This window comes from Streptomyces durocortorensis, assembly GCF_031760065.1.
Taxonomy (GTDB): domain Bacteria; phylum Actinomycetota; class Actinomycetes; order Streptomycetales; family Streptomycetaceae; genus Streptomyces.
Genome location: NZ_CP134500.1, coordinates 6,543,202 through 6,559,442 on the forward strand (window position 1 = coordinate 6,543,202; position 16,241 = coordinate 6,559,442).

General features: G+C 73.2%; 13 protein-coding genes. 7 read left to right on the top strand and 6 right to left on the bottom strand.

The genetic code is table 11. The features are described from left to right. Nucleotides 1-10: 10 nt before the first annotated feature. Both RI138_RS28910 and RI138_RS28915 read left to right on the top strand, forming a co-directional pair. On the top strand, nucleotides 11-1,294 hold the full coding sequence (locus RI138_RS28910; RefSeq protein WP_311122241.1) for an AAA family ATPase: 1,284 nt from the start codon (nucleotides 11-13) through the stop codon (nucleotides 1,292-1,294). Nucleotides 1,295-1,377: 83 nt separating this feature from the next. Further along, nucleotides 1,378-2,589 carry a vWA domain-containing protein gene (locus RI138_RS28915; protein ID WP_311123052.1) on the top strand — a complete coding sequence of 404 codons (1,212 nt, stop codon included), beginning with the start codon at nucleotides 1,378-1,380 and terminating at the stop codon, nucleotides 2,587-2,589. A gap of 286 nt (nucleotides 2,590-2,875) precedes the next feature. On the opposite strand, the gene RI138_RS28920 is transcribed toward RI138_RS28915, so the two are convergent. The 6 genes from RI138_RS28920 to RI138_RS28945 all read right to left on the bottom strand — a co-directional run bounded on the left by RI138_RS28920 (nucleotide 2,876) and on the right by RI138_RS28945 (nucleotide 9,013). After that, entirely contained in the window at nucleotides 2,876-3,673 is a 798-nt protein-coding gene (locus RI138_RS28920; RefSeq protein WP_311122242.1) for an N-formylglutamate amidohydrolase, read from the bottom strand. Between the two features lie 75 nt (nucleotides 3,674-3,748). Then, nucleotides 3,749-4,729: a sphingomyelin phosphodiesterase gene (gene sph / locus RI138_RS28925; RefSeq protein WP_311122243.1), complete on the bottom strand. Its 981-nt coding sequence runs from the start codon at nucleotides 4,727-4,729 to the stop codon at nucleotides 3,749-3,751. A gap of 148 nt (nucleotides 4,730-4,877) precedes the next feature. Then, entirely contained in the window at nucleotides 4,878-5,453 is a 576-nt protein-coding gene (locus RI138_RS28930; protein ID WP_311122244.1) for a class F sortase, read from the bottom strand. Nucleotides 5,454-5,648: 195 nt separating this feature from the next. Further along, nucleotides 5,649-6,074 (bottom strand): hypothetical protein, encoded by a 426-nt coding sequence (locus RI138_RS28935; protein WP_311122245.1) that lies wholly within the window; start codon nucleotides 6,072-6,074, stop codon nucleotides 5,649-5,651. Nucleotides 6,075-6,198: 124 nt separating this feature from the next. Then, nucleotides 6,199-8,214 (bottom strand): sensor histidine kinase, encoded by a 2,016-nt coding sequence (locus RI138_RS28940; RefSeq protein ID WP_311122246.1) that lies wholly within the window; start codon nucleotides 8,212-8,214, stop codon nucleotides 6,199-6,201. Nucleotides 8,215-8,290: 76 nt separating this feature from the next. Beyond that, complete coding sequence (locus RI138_RS28945) at nucleotides 8,291-9,013, bottom strand: response regulator transcription factor (protein WP_311122247.1); 723 nt, start codon at nucleotides 9,011-9,013, stop codon at nucleotides 8,291-8,293. A gap of 122 nt (nucleotides 9,014-9,135) precedes the next feature. Here RI138_RS28945 and RI138_RS28950 point away from each other — a divergent pair, with 122 nt between their 5' ends. From RI138_RS28950 to RI138_RS32450, 5 genes are all read left to right on the top strand, one after another. Further along, nucleotides 9,136-11,325 (top strand): regulator, encoded by a 2,190-nt coding sequence (locus tag RI138_RS28950; RefSeq protein WP_311122248.1) that lies wholly within the window; start codon nucleotides 9,136-9,138, stop codon nucleotides 11,323-11,325. A gap of 105 nt (nucleotides 11,326-11,430) precedes the next feature. Next, nucleotides 11,431-13,158: a hypothetical protein gene (locus RI138_RS28955; protein ID WP_311122249.1), complete on the top strand. Its 1,728-nt coding sequence runs from the start codon at nucleotides 11,431-11,433 to the stop codon at nucleotides 13,156-13,158. A 147-nt stretch (nucleotides 13,159-13,305) separates the two neighbouring features. Next, a complete protein-coding gene (locus tag RI138_RS28960) occupies nucleotides 13,306-14,607 on the top strand; it encodes a cytochrome P450 (protein WP_311122250.1) in 1,302 nt (433 codons plus the stop codon). After that, nucleotides 14,604-15,857, top strand: a complete 1,254-nt coding sequence (locus RI138_RS28965) for a cytochrome P450 family protein (RefSeq protein ID WP_311122251.1) — start codon at nucleotides 14,604-14,606, stop codon at nucleotides 15,855-15,857. Before RI138_RS28960 ends, RI138_RS28965 begins: the two co-directional genes overlap by 4 nt. Before the next feature lie 85 nt (nucleotides 15,858-15,942). Further along, a complete protein-coding gene (locus RI138_RS32450) occupies nucleotides 15,943-16,233 on the top strand; it encodes a hypothetical protein (protein ID WP_398863953.1) in 291 nt (96 codons plus the stop codon). Nucleotides 16,234-16,241: the final 8 nt, after the last annotated feature.

A 16,241-nucleotide genomic window follows, 5' to 3' on the forward strand; every position in this document is an offset into this window, starting at 1 on the left:
GTGATCACCCATGCTGACGAACACCCGGCCCGCCGCTCCCGTGGACTCCACCCCCATCCCCATGTCCACTCCCACGCCCGTCTCCCAACTCGCCGTCGCCGAGCAGCTGATGACTCTGCTCCGCGACACCACCACCGAGCCGCGCCCCGACGCCCAGCTGGAAGCACTGACGCTCGCGGTCGCCGCCGATCTGCCCGTGCTCCTGTGGGGCGAACCGGGCATCGGCAAGACCGCCGCCCTCACGCAGCTCGCCGCCTCTCTCGACCTGCCGTTGACCACGGTCATCGCCAGCGTGCACGAGCCGTCCGACTTCTCCGGGCTGCCCATCGTCGGGGACGACCCCGCCGAGCAGGGCGTCCCGATGGCCCCGCCGGACTGGGCCGTTCGCCTCGTGCGCGCGGGGCGGGGGCTTTTGTTCCTGGACGAGCTGTCCACCGCGCCGCCCGCCGTCCAGGCCGCGCTGCTCCGCCTCGTCCTGGAGCGTCGCATCGGCACCCTCCAACTCCCGCCCGGCGTACGGATCGTGGCCGCCGCCAATCCGCGCTCCTCGGCGGCCGACGGCTGGGAGCTGAGTCCGCCGCTCGCCAACCGCTTCGTCCACCTCCAGTGGACCCACGACCACGAGGTCGTCGTACGGGGGCTCGGCGGGACCTGGCCGCGCGCGACGCTGCCGGAGCTCGACCCCGGGAAGCTGCCCGGGGCCGTGGACATCGCCCGCCGTGCGGTGTGCGGGCTCCTCTCCGCCCGTCCCACGCTCGTCCACCGGCTGCCCAGTACGGAGACACGCAGGGGCGGTCCGTGGCCGTCGCCGCGCAGCTGGGACATGACCCTGAGCCTGATCGCCTTCGCGACCGCCGCCGGATCGTCCCGGGAGGTGCTGTCCCTGCTGGTCAGGGGCACGGTGGGGGACGGCCCGGGGCTGGAACTGCTGGCGGGCCTGGACCGGATGGACCTCCCGGACCCCGAGACGCTGCTCGCCGACCCGGCGGCGGCCCTCCTGCCCGAGCGCGGGGATCTCCGGCAGGCCGCGCTGGACGGGGTCGTCGCGGCGGTCCGTACCCGCCCGGACCGGGCCCGTTGGGACGCCGCGTGGACGCTCCTCGTCCGGGCCCTGAAGACCGGGGCCCCGGATCTGGTGGTCGTTCCCGCGACCGCGCTCGCCGCGCTGCGCCAGGAGGACTGGGACGTACCGGAGGCCATCGAGGACCTGGCCGGCGTGGTGTCTCTTTCCCGACGGGCCGATCGGGCGGCTGACCGGGTCGCGGGCCGGGTCCCGGCGAAGGCGGGGCGATGAGGGTGACGGCGAAGGCAAAGGCAAAGGCAACGGCGACGACGACGGCAAGAGAAACGGCGACGCACGCGCCGAGGGCGCTCGACCTGGACAAGCTCTTCGCCGCCCGGTTGCAGGCCGCACGGGCCCGCCCCTACCTGGCGACGGCGCTGTTCGCCCTGCACACCGTGGAGTCGTGGCGGGTGCCGACCATGGGCGTCGACCGGTACTGGCGGTGCTACGTCTCGCCCGCGTTCGTGGCGCGGACCCCGGTGGAGCAGCTGGCCGGGGTCTGGGTCCACGAGGTCTCCCACCTGCTGCGTGACCACCACGGACGCAGCGACCGGGTCGCCCGGCAGCGCGGTCTGAACGGCCCCGGGGACCGGCTGCGGATGAACATCGCCGCCGACTGCGAGATCAACGACGATGTGTACGGCGACGGCCTGGCGCGGCCGAAGGGCGCTGTGTACCCGTCGACCCTGGGGCTGCCGACCGGCGAGCTCATGGAGGACTACCTGCGGCAGTTCGGCCTCGGCCCGAGTACCCAGAGCCTCGCCTGGCTGGACTGCGGCAGCGGCGCCGACGGACTGGCGCGGGACTGGGAGCTGGGGCCCGAGGGAGCCGACGGGCTCAGCGACCAGGAACAGGACGCGGTCCGCTTCCGGGTGGCGCAGGGCATCAACGGCCGCCCTGGGAAAGCCTCGAAGGGATGGAAGCGGTGGGCGGAGGAGGCGTTCCATCCTCCGCAGCCGTGGCGGGAGTTGCTGGGGGCCGCGGTCCGCTCGGCGACCTCGGGCCACGGTGCGGGGGAGGACTACAGCTACGGCCGCCCCGCGCGGCGCTCCGCCGGACTTCCCGGTGTCGTCCTGCCGAGCCTGCGTCGAAGGCCGCCCCAGGTCTCCGTCGTCATCGACACCTCCGGCTCGGTCAGTGACGCCGAACTGGGCAGTGCGCTCCTGGAGGTCGCCGCCATCTCCCGTGCGGTGGGCGGACGCCGCGACCTGGTCACCGTCCTCGCGTGCGACGCGGCGACCCGGGTCGTACATCCGCTGTGCAGTGCGGAGGGCATCCCGCTGGTGGGCGGAGGCGGTACGGATCTGCGTACGGGCTTCGCCAGGGCGCTGCGGTCGCATCCCCGACCCGACGCCATCGTCGTCCTGACGGATGGTCAGACACCCTGGCCGGCCGCGCAACCGGCGTGCCGGACGGTCGTCGGCCTGTTCCCCCGCCGACGGAGGAGCCGTTCCTACCACGAGGACGGGCCGGACCACGTTCCGGACGGGCCTCCGGCTTGGGCGCGAGTGGTGGAGATCGGATAGCGCGCCACCTTCGGGCGGCAGCGCCCCGGCCCGCGCCCGGGCGGGCGTCTGCGAAGTGGATGTCGGGCAGGCGCCGGGCCAGGGAACGCCAACGGCGGCTCTCCGCCTTGCAAGCAATGATCATGGTGCAGCCTGCGAAGACAGAGCCGAAGGCGCCGTGCCCGGCAGGCGCGGGCGCCGAACCGGCCACAGCGTGGGCCGTCCGGCGGGGCCGGTGAGGGCAGGGCGGGGGAAGTGGCTGCGCCGTCCATGGCCGACGGGTCGGCAGCTCCGGCGGAACCGCCGGTCACAGGCGGCCCACCAGCTCCGCCACGGCTGCGGCGACTGCGTCGAGTCCCTCACCCGCGGGTCCGCCCGGCTCGCCCATGTACGTGTCGCGGCGGATCTCGATCATCAGGGCGGTGACCCGGCGGTCCGTGCCGTAGTGCTTGAGCGGGACGTACGTACCGGCGAACGGGCTGTCGACTCCCGTGCCGCCGAAGCCCGCGAACGCCTCCTCGGCCAGGGAGCGCAGCTCCGGCGGGGTGTGGAACGGGTCGGTGCCCAGGCAGACCGGCGGGCGGGGGCCGGTGCCGTGGAGTTCGTACGGGAGGGGCGCTGTCGGGTACGAGTGGACGTCGATGACCACCGCGCGGCCCGTGGCGGCGATGCGGCCGTCCACGGCGGCCGTCATCGCCTGCGCGTACGGGTGGAAGTACCGCTCCAGCAGCGGGCGTTGGTCGAGGTCCGGGCCGCGCAGGCGTTCGCGGTGCGTCGTGTGCGTGTAGACGGCGCCCATGCCGACGGCGCGCATCTCCTCGCGGTCGTCGGGGAAGCGTTCCGGGTCGACGACCAGGCGCGAGAGGTTGTTGACGAAGCGCCAGGGCCGGGCGGCGGTGCATGCCGCCGCCGCCCGGGCCGCCAGTTCGCCCGTGTGGGCGTCGGTGATGTGGTCGAGCTCCCGCTCCAGAGCATGGTCCTCCAGCAGTATTCCGTCCCGAGCCTCCTCGGGAATCACCCGGGACCCGTGCGGTACGTGCAGCAGCACCGGGGAGTCGATGTCTCCGGGGAGGAGGTGGAACGACGGCTGGGGGGCAGTGTTCACGGAGCGGGTCCTTCACGGGCGGGGCAGGGAGGATGCCCTCGATTGTCCCACCCGCGGAGTCGGTTGCCCGTGTCGTCAGTTGGCGGAGCCGATCACCGGGTAGTGGTCGGAGAGGTTGTTGTACGTGTAGCTCTTGCCCCAGCTGGAGACCGTCCAGGGGGCGGTCTGCTCCTTGATCACGTCGTTGTTCCAGCCGGACGGCTTGGCGTGGCCCGCGCGGTGCAGGACGTGGTCGAGGTCCTCGCGCGGGTCGTTCGGGTAGCGGTCGGCGGCGATCGAGTTGTCGCGGGTGTCGAAGGAGTACGGATGGCCCGTCTTCGTGTCCGCTGCGGTCAGACCCGCGTCGGAGAGGAAGGAGGGGAACTCCGCGGAGTGCCCGTCGACATTGAAGTCGCCCGCCACGACGACCTGTTCGGAGGCGGGGATGTTCTTGGCGTCGAGGAAGCCGTCCAGCGCCTTGAACTGGCGGCTGCGCATCTGGGCCGCCTCGCCCGCCGAACAGCCTGGGTCGGTCGACTGGGCGTGCGTGCCGACCACGTGGACCCGGGTGCCGTCGACGTCCAGCACCACATAGGCGAAGCCCTTGTTGGACCACCAGTCGGCCCCGCAGGCGTCCTTGTAGACGTACTGCTCCTGGCGCACGATCGGCCACTTGCTCAGGATCGTCACGCCGCCGTCCTCCGGCGTCGTCGCCGAGTACGAGCCGCCCGTCGCATCCCAGCCGCTCTTGCTCCGGCCGACCACCGGCGTCTGGTAGGGGTACTGCGCGGCGGAGTTCCGCAGCAGGGCGTCGGAGGTCGCGTTGTCGAACGCCTCCTGTATCACCACGACGTCGTTCCCCTGGAAGAACGAGGTCTTGGGGATCTCGGCCGCCCGGTGGTCCTGGCCCCAGTTGGGGTACAGGGTCTTGCTGAAGAGGAACGCGTTGTACGAGAGCACCTGCAGCGAGGGCGTCTCGGCGGCCGTTGCCTGCGGTGAGCTCACGGCCAGGGTGACGGCGGCGAGCGTGGCGGAAACGGCCACGCCGGTCAGTCGGCGGAACGCGGTGTTCGGCACGAAGTCTCCTGCGTCGAGTGGGGGGTGTAGCGGGTGCCACCCATCAAACCAGCGGCAGTTACCCACGGGTAGACATCGGATGCCATCAGTCTGTCCGGTCGGCTGCCATCCGGTTCTCGCCCCGGTTCCGTCGATATGCCGTCGATTTTCAGCCGAGTACGCCGTACACAATGAGGTTGTCGACGGGATGGCCCTCGGCGTCGAAGTCGCCGTCGCAGGTGATGAGCCGCAGCGTGCTGCCCTTCGTCGGGCCGTAGACCTTCTCGGTGGGGAACGCCTTCTTGGCGACCGCCTCCTTCGCGGTGACCCTGAAGCGCAGGGTCTTGCCCGTTCCGTCGCGCACCAGAACCTTGGCGCCCTTGCGGATGTTCTTCAGGTCGTGGAAGACGGCCCGGCCGAAGCGGGTGTCGTTGTGGCCGATCAGTACGGCCGGGCCCGGTTCGCCGGGGGCCGACCCGCCGGTGTACCAGCCCGCCGTCATGCCCTTCTCCGCAGGCGGGACCTCGACCGTGCCGTCCGCGTTGAGCCCGAGCTCCATGAGGGAGCTCCGCACACCGATCGAGGGGATCGAGAGCTCGGTGGGGGCTTGTCGCACCGCCTTCGCCTTCGGCTCCGGGTCCGACTTCGGCTCCGCCGTCCGCACATGTCCGGTCGGTGCGGAACCTGTGGGGCGAGCCTCGGACGAGCAGCCGGTCAGAGCCGTACCGGCGGCACCGAGAGCCACGGCGGTCAGAAGGGCTGCGATCCGTCGGGAAACGCGGTGCGTCAGGGACGGGCGGGATCGGGAGGACGGGCGGGACGTGCGGTTCGTACGGGATGTGCTGCGGGGCAACGGGACTCCTGAAACGGGAGGAGGAGCGGGCGTGGCGCCGCCCCGGTGCGGGGCGGCGCCACGGTCGAGCGGTGGGTGAGGGGCCGGTCAGCCGTTGCGGCCGTCCGCCGAGCGGCGGCGCAGCACGAGCGTGCCCGCGCCCGCCAGCAGCGCGGCTCCGGCCACTGAACCGGCCAGCGCCGTGGTGCCCGCGGCGCTCCCGGCGGCGGGACGTTCACCAGCGGCGACACCGCCGCGCGGCGTGACGGCCGGGGCCTCCTCCTTCGGCGCCGGAGCCGGGCGGTCGCCCGCCGCGACACCGCCGCGCGGGGCCACCGACGGGCGGGCCTCCTTCGGGGCGTCCGACGGCCGCGCCTCCTTGGGGGCTTCGGCCACCGGAGCTGCCTCGGCGGGTGCCGACGGCTTCGGGGAGGCGTCGGCGAAGGCGGCGGTGGACGGGATCAGCACCGCACCGGCCGCGGCGGCGGCGAGGACGGCGGCACGCAGGGTGAAGCGTGAGGTCGAAGCGGTCATACGGATGGCTCCATTCCGGACTGGGCCCATGACGTACCCGGTGCCGGTTCGCACCGGGTACGGGGCATGCCGCCAGGCTGTCGCGGAGTTATGAAGAAGCTGTCAGAACGCTGTGGTCATCCCATCAGGGGCCCGGATCGGTGCTGCTCGACCTGACAGGGCCCGGTTCCTCCTGCCCGGGCCGCGCCGACACGGGCAGCCGCAGGGTGAACGTCGACCCGCCGCCCTCGGTGCTCGTCGCCTCCGCCGTACCGCCGTGGGCCTCGGCCAGTTTCCGGACGATCGCGAGGCCGAGGCCGCTGCCCCCCGTACGGCGGTTACGGGACTTCTCGGCGCGCCAGAAGCGGTCGAAGACGTGCGGCAGGTCCTCGGCGGGAATCCCGGAACCGGTGTCCGCCACCTCGACGACCACCGCCGCCCCGCCGCCCCCCGCGGGCTCCGGGGCGTACGCGCGCAGCGTCACCCGGCCGCCCTCCCCGGTGTGCCGTACGGCGTTGGAGACCAGGTTGCCCACCGCCTGCCGGAGCCTGACCGGGTCCGCGAGAAGGGCGGGCCCCGGGGTGGCGGTGGTGACCGCGAGCGTGACGTTCGCGTGCTCGGCCCGGGCCTGGTGGGCGGCGGCGACCTGACTCAGCAACTCCCCGGCCCTGACCGGTTCGCGGCGCAGGCGCAGGGCCCCGGCGTCGGCCTCGGCCAGGTCCTGGAGGTCGTCGATGATGTGCTGGAGCTGCACCGCCTCCTCCAGCAACGAGTCGACGAACGCCGGATCGGGATCGGCGAGTCCGTCCTGGGCCGCCTCCAGCCAGCCCCGGATGTTGCTCAGCGGAGTGCGCAGCTCATGGGCGACATCGCTCACCATGGCCTTGCGCTGCTCCTCCAGCCGCGCCCGGTGCGCGGACATGTCGTTGAACGCCGTGGCCAGCCGGCCGACCTCGTCGTCCGTCGAGACCGGTACGGAAGCGGGCTGTTCGCCGTCGCGCATACGCTGCGCGGCGCCGGTCAGCGCGTGCAGCGGGCGCACCAGACGGGCGCCCGCGAGCACGGACGCACCCACGGTCAGGGCCAGCACCAGCGCCGCGGCGCCCGCGATCCTGGCGGTGTTGGCGGGGGAGAGGTCGAAGCCGGGCAGCGTCGCGCCGCCCTCGTCACCGATGAACAGCAGGGCGGGGGAGGCCACGTACGAGCTGAGCTGTTCGCTGCGGGCCGTCCCCACGCAGGACGCGATGGCCCGGTCGTCCTCCCCGGTGCGCCCGTCCGGCACGACGGACGGCACGGCCTCCTTCGGGCGAGCGTCGCCCGGGTCGCCGGGGCCGGACAGGCCAGGTGCTTCGGACGCCACCGGCCGGGGCTCGACCGGCCCCGCCTCCTCCGCCGGATCGCCCCAGGACAGGTCGTTGTTCAGCCGCACACCGCCGCGGCCCTGGCGCTCCAGACAGGCGTCGGCCAGCTCGGTGAGGGCGTCGAGCGCCTTGCGTTCCGAACGCGTGGGCTCCTCCAGGGCCGCGAGGTCGCAGCGGGTGCCCAGGGCCCGTTCGGGGTCGTTGCCCACGACCTGCACCCGGGGGCGGCCGCTCGGGCCGACGACCACGTCCGAGGCGATCCCCGCCCGGTTCAGGCACTCCACCTTCCCGTCGGCGGTCCGCCGCAACGCCGTGCGCTCGGCCCCCGACAACCGGAACGGGCCGACCGCCCGCGGGTCGATCCGGTCGGCGGTCGCGCCCTGCCGGTCGGTGCTCCGGGCGGCCAGGACGGTGTCCACGGACAACGGGTCGACCACGGCCGAGGCCTCCGGCGGCAGCGCCGGAGCGCCCGGGTCGGCGGCGGAGTCGGCGAGCGGCTGCCGGGACCGGGTGGTCAGGGCGACCCGGCGGCCCGACTCCCGGGCCAGCTCCCGCACCGTCGCCTCCACCCCGTCCCAGGTCGGATTGCGGGCCGCGTACCCGAGCAGGGTGTCGTAGATCCGGGCGTCGGCGGTGAGGTTCTGCCCCTGCTCCTGCTTGATCGCGCCCGAGGTCGTCTGCACGGCGATCCAGGCGGTCGCCGCCACCGAACACACCGCCACCAGCACGGACACCGCGAGCAGCCGCCCCAGCAGACTCCGCCGCAACGGCAGCCGGGCCCGGCCACGGCCCTCCCGCACCCGGTCTCCGCCCCCGCTCGGTCCGCCGTCCGTGCCGCCCCGGCGGCCGTCCCGCGCCCGACGAACTGCCCGCGCCCTACGCACGCCGGGCGGCCCTCGCCGGGTCGGTCAGTTTGTAGCCGACGCCGAAGACGGTGAGCAGCCGTTCCGGCCGGCGCGGGGCCCGCTCGATCTTCTTCCGCAGGTTCATGACGTGCACATCGACCGTCCGGTCGCTGATGTAGCGGTCGAACCCGTGCAGTTCCTCCAGCAGCCGCTGACGGCTGAACACCCGGTCCGGGCCCGCCGCCAGCGCCGCGAGGATCCGGAACTCGCCGCGGGTGCACTCCACCGGGTCCCCGTCCACCGACACTTCGTGCCGCTCCGGGTCGACCACCAGGGAACCCACCCGCAGGACGGGCTCCTCGGTGGCCGGCCCGGGGGGCGCTGTCCGCCGTGCCCGGCGCAACAGCGTGCGGACCCGGGCCATCAGTTCGCGTGGGCTGTACGGCTTGGTGATGTAGTCGTCGGCGCCGAGATCCAGACCGAGCAGCAGGTCGTCCTCGGTCGAACGGGCGGTCAGCATCAGCACGGGCAGCTCCCGGCCCTCCGCCCGCAGCACCCGCACCACGTCCAGGCCGTCGGCCCGGGGCATCATCACGTCGAGAACCAGCAGGTCCGGTTCCTGCTGCCGGACGGCGTCGAGCGCGGCGAGGCCGTCGCCCACGATCCGTACGGCGTGTCCTTCCCGTTCCAGATAGCGGCGTACGAGTTCGGCCTGCTTCTCGTCGTCCTCGGCAACTATGACGTCTGCGCACACGCCTCCGATCGTAGAGCGCGACTAAAGTGCGAGGCAGGGGCGGGTTCCGGGAGCGCGGAAGCCGGGAAGGGAACCGGCGCGTTCACCTCCGCGAGGTGGGTGCACCGGCGGAAGGAGACGGGTTGAACAGCCTCGGCGGGGACGGCGGCGGATCGACGTACAACACGGTGTCGGGAGACGCCGTCGTCGTCGGACCCCTTCTGATGGCGCAGCGCATCGAGGGCATCCGGCTGCCGCCCGCGGCGCCCGACGCCCCGCCGCGTCAGGGCCCACCGCCCAGCCGGGTGTTCGTGAACCGGATCAAGGAACGCGCCGGTCTGCTGGACGCGGCGGTGGCTCTGGCCGCCGACCCGGAGCCGGGTGTGGTGCTGGTGATCGGCGTCGGAGGGGTCGGCAAGACCCAGCTCGTCGCCCAGTGCGTCGGACGCGAACTGAAGGAACTCTTCCCGGGCGGGCAGCTCTATGTCGACCTGGAGGATCTGCGCCGGGACGGGGTGGTCGATCTCGCCGCGGTCCTCGGCGGGTTCCTGCGCGCCCTCGGGGTGAACAACGACTACGTGCCCGGCGGACTCGCCGAACGTACCGCTCTCTTCCGCAGTGTTGCCGCCCGTAGCCGTCTGCTCGTGGTGGTGGACAACGTACAGCACGCGCCGGAGGCCCGCGCCCTCGTACCGCCGCAGGGTCTGCTCGTGGTCACCGGACGCCGGGCCCTGCCGTCGCTGCTGATGGACGGGGCCGTACTGATCGACGTCGCCCCGCTCGACGAGGCGGCGGGCACGGAACTGGTACGCCGCTGGCATGCCGGTGCGGACGAGGAGACGGCCGCCCACGTCGTACGGCTGTGCGCGGGGCACCCCCTGGCGCTGCGGGCCGCGGTGGAGTGGCTGGCGGCGCGGCCCCATCTGACGCTGGACGACGTGGTGCGTGATCTGACGGCCGGACGGTACGGAACGGGCGACGGCGGAGACGGGGTACGTGGGGCAGCGGGGGCGGCCATGGGCGTGGGCGAGGGGTCTCGGGAAGACCGTGTGAGCGAGGGAACCGGGGAGGGCGGCGTGGGCGAGGCGGTCGACACAGTGCTGGATTCCGTGGTCGCCGAGGTGTCCGGACACACCCGGCACGTCTACGACCTCTTCGGGGTGCTGCCCGGCACGACGGTCACGGCGCATCTGCTGCGGGCCGTGGGCGCCGCCCGGGTCGACGAGGCGCTCGGCGAGCTGGTCTCGTCCCGGCTCGCGGTCCTGGTGGAGTCGTCCGACCGGCCCGGGCGCTACCGCCTGCACGATGTGGTGCGGGCCCACGCCCGGCTGCGTGCGCGGGCCCTGCCGCAGGAGCGGCGGCGGGACGTCCTGCGGCTCGCCCTGGACTTCTACGCCGACGCGGCCGCCCACGCCGACGCGCTGGTGCTGGGCAACCGGTTCAGGATTCAGCCGCCGCCGGTCCGGCCCCTGTCCGAACTCGCCGCGCAGGGGGCGCTGTTCACGGGCCGGGCGGAAGCACTGGAGTGGCTGGACGCGGAACGCGTCAATCTCCAGGCCGTCATCCGCGCCGCCGCCGAGGAGGGGTGGCACGGGCAGGTGTGGCGGCTCTGCGAGTCGCTGTGGGCGCTCTACCACAGCCGCAAGCACCTCGCCGACTGCATCGCGACCGGCCGTCAGGGCATCGAGGCGGCCCAGCACGAGGCGCGCCCGGACGCGGAGGTCCGGATGCGCAACCAGGTGGCCCGCGCCGCGTACGAACTGGGCGATCTGGACGGTGCGGACGCCGAACTGGCCGCCGCCACGGAGCTGCTCGGCCTCGTCGGTGACCCCCGCCTGAGCGGTGTCGTGTGGGAGACCCGAGGCTTGATCGCCCTGGCCCGCGACCTGCCCGGGGAGGCCCGGGAGCTCTTCGGCCGGGCGCTGGCGGCGAACCGCGCGGTGCCTGACCCGCACGGCGTCGTCGTCCAGAGCTACAACGTCGGGCAGGCGCTGGTGGCCGGTGCGAGGTGGGCCGACGCCCTCGGCGTACTGGACGAGGCGGCCGACACCGCCCGGGCCACCGGCGACGACCCCATGCTGCCGAGGATCGATCTGGTACGCGCCCGTGCCCTCGCCGGACTCGGGGAGATGGCCCGGGCGGTGGCCGCGGCCGGTGCGGCGGCCGACGGGGCCGCGGCGCTGGGGCAGCTGGCCAAGCTCGACCAGGCCCTCGCCCTGCTCGCTTCGCTGGCCGAACAGGCCGAGGACGAGCCCTTGCGGGCCGCGTGCGAGGAGAGATTGCGGGCGTTGCGCCGGACGATGGGACTGAAGCCACCGGACGGCACGGGCTGACGCCCGGCAGCGGCCGGGGCGCGCCGTGCGCCCCGGGCCGGGCCCCGCACCGGCGAACCCGCCCGCCCCCTTCTACCCCCTTCCTCCCGCCCCCTCGGAGCTGCGTTGTCCTCGGTGCCGTCACTGCTGAGCCGCCCGTCCAGCTGGTTCCGCCGGTCCAGCCGGCCGGCCCCCTCCCGCTGGAACACCTGGGACCCGCCGCGGGCCGAGGTGCTCGGGGTGGCGCGGACGCTCACCTCCGCGACCCGGGTGGCGGACGTGATGCATCTGCTGCGCACCGAGGACGGCATCGAGAAGTTCTACACGGTCAATCCGGGATCGGCGTTCGCCGACGGCCTCGACGCCTATCTGTCCGGCCTCGGTGTCCACGTGCTGAGCTGGGAGGAGGCGACCCGGCGCTCCTTCGACCTGGCCGTCAGCTGTTCGGTGCACCCGACGATGCGCAGGCTCGACGCCCCGCTGATGGTGCTGCCGCACGGCGCCGGGTACAACCGGCTCGTCACCGAGTCGACCGGTGACTCCCGTGCCCCCGCCGGGCTGTCGCGGCGGGAGCTGATGTGGCGGGGGAAGGTCGTCCCGAAGGCGATCGGCGTCTCCCATCAGGCGCAGATCGACCGGCTCGCCGAGACCTGCCCCGAGGCTGCGCCGTACGCCCTGGCCGTCGGCGACTGGTGCTTCCAGCGCATCACCGCGAGCATGACGCACCGGGACCGCTATCGCTCACGGCTCGGCGCGGTCGACGGGCGGCGGCTGGTGGTCGTCCACTCCACCTGGAGCGAGCACTCGCTGCTCGGCCGCCATCCGGACCTGCCACTGCGTCTGGTCACCTCACTTCCGGCCGACGAGTTCGCCGTCGCGGCCGTCTTCCACCCCAATGTGTGGGCCCGGCATACCCAGGCGGGCGTGCTGGAGCGGTTCGCGGCGGCGATGGACGCGGGGCTCATGATCATTCCTCCGCAGGAGGGCTGGCGCGCCGCGGTGGTGGCCAGCGACTGGGTGGTCGGCGACCACGGCAGTACGTCGTTCTACTCGGCCGCGGCCGACCGCGTCACGCTGCTCGCCGCCACCGGCCTCGACGAGCTCGACCCCTTGTCGCCCGCGGCCGCGTTCGGGAGGGGCGCGCCGCGGCTGGACCCCGAGGGGGACCTCCACGCGCAACTGCTGGAGGCGGCCCGCCGCCACGACCCGGCGGTGCTGCGGCCCGTGGTGGACAGGCAGCTCGCTTCGATCGACACCTCCGGCGAGGTGACACGGGCCCGGATGTACGGCTTTCTCGCGGGGCGCGGGGTCCGGGTGCCCCAGGAGGCCCCGCAGCCGGTCCCCGTACCCGCTCCCGAACCGGTGAGCCGTACGGCGCCCACGGCGTACGACGTGACGGGGGCGCACACGGCGTGGGGCATCGTTGACGTGCAGCGGCGGCCCCTCGTCGCGGGGCACCACACGCAGGCACTCGGCTTCTACGCCGTCACCACGGAGGAGAACCACCCCCACTGGCCGCAGGCCGCGGAGGTGCTGGCCCGGACGGTCGCCGACGCAGAGGTGTCCGCGCTCGACTGGATCGCCGAAGCGGCCCTGCGCCACCAGAACCTCAATGTCCTGGTAGCGCGGCTGGACGAGACCCGCTGCCTCGTCCGGCTGCGCGGCGGGCGCCAGTTGGAGGCCCGTACCGAACGCGACTGGGGCGCCCGCAGGCCCCCGCTCGACCCGGTCCTGCTGGGGTCGGCCGTCAACCTCTGGCTCACCGACGGGGAGCGGACGAAGGACCTGACGGACGGGCTGACCCTGCGCACGGGGGAGTGGGAGATCCGGGTGGCCTTCACCTCGCCGAGGTAAGGCAACCAGGAACCGATCAGAAATCGATCAGGAATCGATCGGGAATGAGTGCAATCGACCCCGGTGGTTCACAGAAGCTCCTTATAGTGGTCCCGCGTTGATCGTATGGTCGCAACGCGCGAAGCCGTCGCCACTGGAGTCCGTACGATGACGAACCCCTCGTCCGCCACGCCCGAGCCCCCGGCCGGTGGAGGCGGTCGCTGTCCCATGGGCTCCGGCACGGGAGCCGTCCCGATCGGCGGGCCCGGCTTCCACGTCGAACCCCAGGAGCTCTACCGGTCCATGCGGCGCGAGCACGGACCCGTCGTCCCGGTGGAGCTGCCCGGCGGCTTCCCCGCCTGGCTCGTGATCGGCTACCGGGAACTCCACCAGGTCACCAGCGACGGGGAGTTGTTCCCCCGGGACGTCTCCCTGTGGAACCAGTGGGAGAACGTCCCCGCCGACTGGCCGCTGCTGCCCATGGTCGGCACGCCCATGCCCTCCATCTACTTCACCGCCGGGGCCGAGCACCGCCGCCACGTCGACATGGTCGTACCGGCACTCGAAGGCGCCGACCCCTTCGAAATCCGTCAGCACTGCGAGCAGTTGGCCGACCGGCTCATCGACGCCGTGTGCAGCCGCGGCACCGCCGACCTCGTCGCCGAGTTCGCCGAACCGCTCCCCGTCCTCGTCCTCGCCCGGCTCGTCGGGTTCCCCGACGACGAGGGCGCCGACATCGCGCGGGTGCTCAAGGACCTCGCCGACGGCGGCCCCGACGCCCAGAAGGCCCATCTGCGCTTCGGCGAGCACATGCAGCGGCTCGTCGCGGCGAAGCGGGCGCGGCCGGGCGACGACGTGACCTCCCGGATGCTCGCCCACCCGGGGCCGTTCACCGACGAGGAGTACGCGCTCGACCTGATGGCCATCACGGCCGCGGGCCATCTGACCACCGCCGACTGGATCAGCAACTCCACCCGGCTGATGCTCACCGAGGACCAGTTCGCCGATGCCCTGTCCGGTGGGCGGCACAGCGTCGCCGAGGCCATGAACGAGGTGCTCTGGGAGGACGGCCCGACCCAGATCCTGGCCGGGCGGTGGGCCTCGCGCGACGCCCGGCTCGGCGGGCGCGAGATCGCCCGCGGCGACATGCTCCTCCTCGGCCTCGGCGCGGCCAACGCCGACCCGCACATCCGCCAGCAGGTCACGGACGTGGTGGTCCGGTCCGGGCAGGGCGGCAACAGCGCGCACATGGCGTTCAGCCACGGCGAGTACCGCTGCCCCTTCCCCGCCCAGGAGATCGCCGAGATCATCGCCCGTACCGGCATCGAGGTGCTGCTCGACCGGCTGCCCGACCTCGAACTGTCCGTCCCCGTGACGGAGCTCGTGCGCCGGCCGTCCGCCTTTCTGCGCGGCACGACCGCGCTGCCCGTACGCTTCACGCCCGTACGCTCGACAGGAGACGCGTTGTGAACTGCCCGCACACTGCCGCCGCGCAGGCCGACCGGAGCGGCGGGCCCGTCGTCATCGACCCCATGGTCCAGGACCTGGACGGCGAGACGGCACGGCTGCGCGACGCCGGGGTGCTCGCCCGGATCGACCTGCTCGGCGTACCGGCCCGGACGGTCACCCGGCACGCCGAGGCACGCCAACTGCTCGTCGATCCCCGGCTGGTGAAGGACATCAACGCCTGGGACCTCTGGCAGAGCGGTGCCGTGACCCACGCCTGGCCGCTCATCGGCATGATCGACGCCGGACGCTCCATGTTCACCGTGGACGGGGCCGAGCACCGGCGGCTGCGCACCAAGACCTCGCAGGCGCTCACCCCGCGGCGGCTCGAAGCGATCCGCCCGGCCATCGAGAAGTTCACCGAAGAGCTGCTGGACGACCTGGAGGCCGCACGAGGCGAGGACGGGGTCGTCGACCTCAAGACCGTGTTCGCCCAGCCGCTGCCGATGCGGGTGGTCGGCATGCTCATGGGCGTCGACGAGTCCCAGCACGCCATGCTGACCCGGAAGTACAAGGCGTTCTTCTCGATGCTCACCCCGCAGGAGGAACGCCTCGCCCTCCTGGCCGAGTTGGACGTCTTCTACACCGAACTGGTCCGGGAGAAGACCGCCCGGCCGACCGACGACCTCACCAGCGCGCTGATCCTCGCCGAGGAGGGCGGCGAGCCGCTCACCGAGGAAGAGGTGGTCGGCAACCTCAAGGCCATGGTGGCCGCCGGGCACGAGACCACCATCGGGCTGATCCTCAACGCCGTACGCGCCCTGCTCTCCCACCCCGACCAGCTGCGCCAGGTCCTCGCCGGGGAGTCCGGCTGGGACGCGGTGATCGAGGAGACGCTGCGCTGGGACACCCCCACCACCCACCTGCTGATGCGGTTCGCCACCGAGGACATCCCGGTGGGCGACGACGTCATACGCAAGGGGGAAGGGATCGTCATCTCCTACCGGGCCATCGGGCGCGACACCGGGCAGCACGGCCCCGACGCCGACGCCTTCGACATCAACCGGCCCACGCGCAACCGCCACATGACCTTCGGGCACGGCCCGCACATCTGCCCCGGCGCCGCGCTGTCACGCGTCGAGGCGGGTGTCGCCCTGCCCGCCCTCTTCGCCCGCTTCCCCCGGCTGCGGCTCGCCGTACCGGACGAGGAGATCACCAAACTCCCCGTGATGACGCAGAACGACATGGCCGCCTTCCCCGTGCTGCTGGGCTGAGCCCGCCGTACGTGCCTTCGCCCGGCGGCTCACCGAGGAGTGCGGGGCCACCCTGCCCAGTGCCGTCGTCGTGGACGTGGGCCGGATGCGGCGCCCCGGCCGGGCGCCCGCCGAGGCGGTCATCGAGGCCGACATGGCCTGGTCCGGCACCGTGTGCGCCGCCGACCCGGACCGCGCCCTGGACGTGGTGCTCCGGTCGGCGGGCCCCGCGGGCCTGGCCGGTGCGGCCGACCTGGCGTTCCGGCGGACCGGGGACAACGGGTCCACGAACCGGGTGCGAGGCGGCCGCCCCGGTGGGGCGGACGGTGCCGCAGGGGTGGTGAGAGATCCTGGTTGCCGAAGATTCATCGTGGTAACTTCGCCGTCAGCCATGTGAGTTGGACC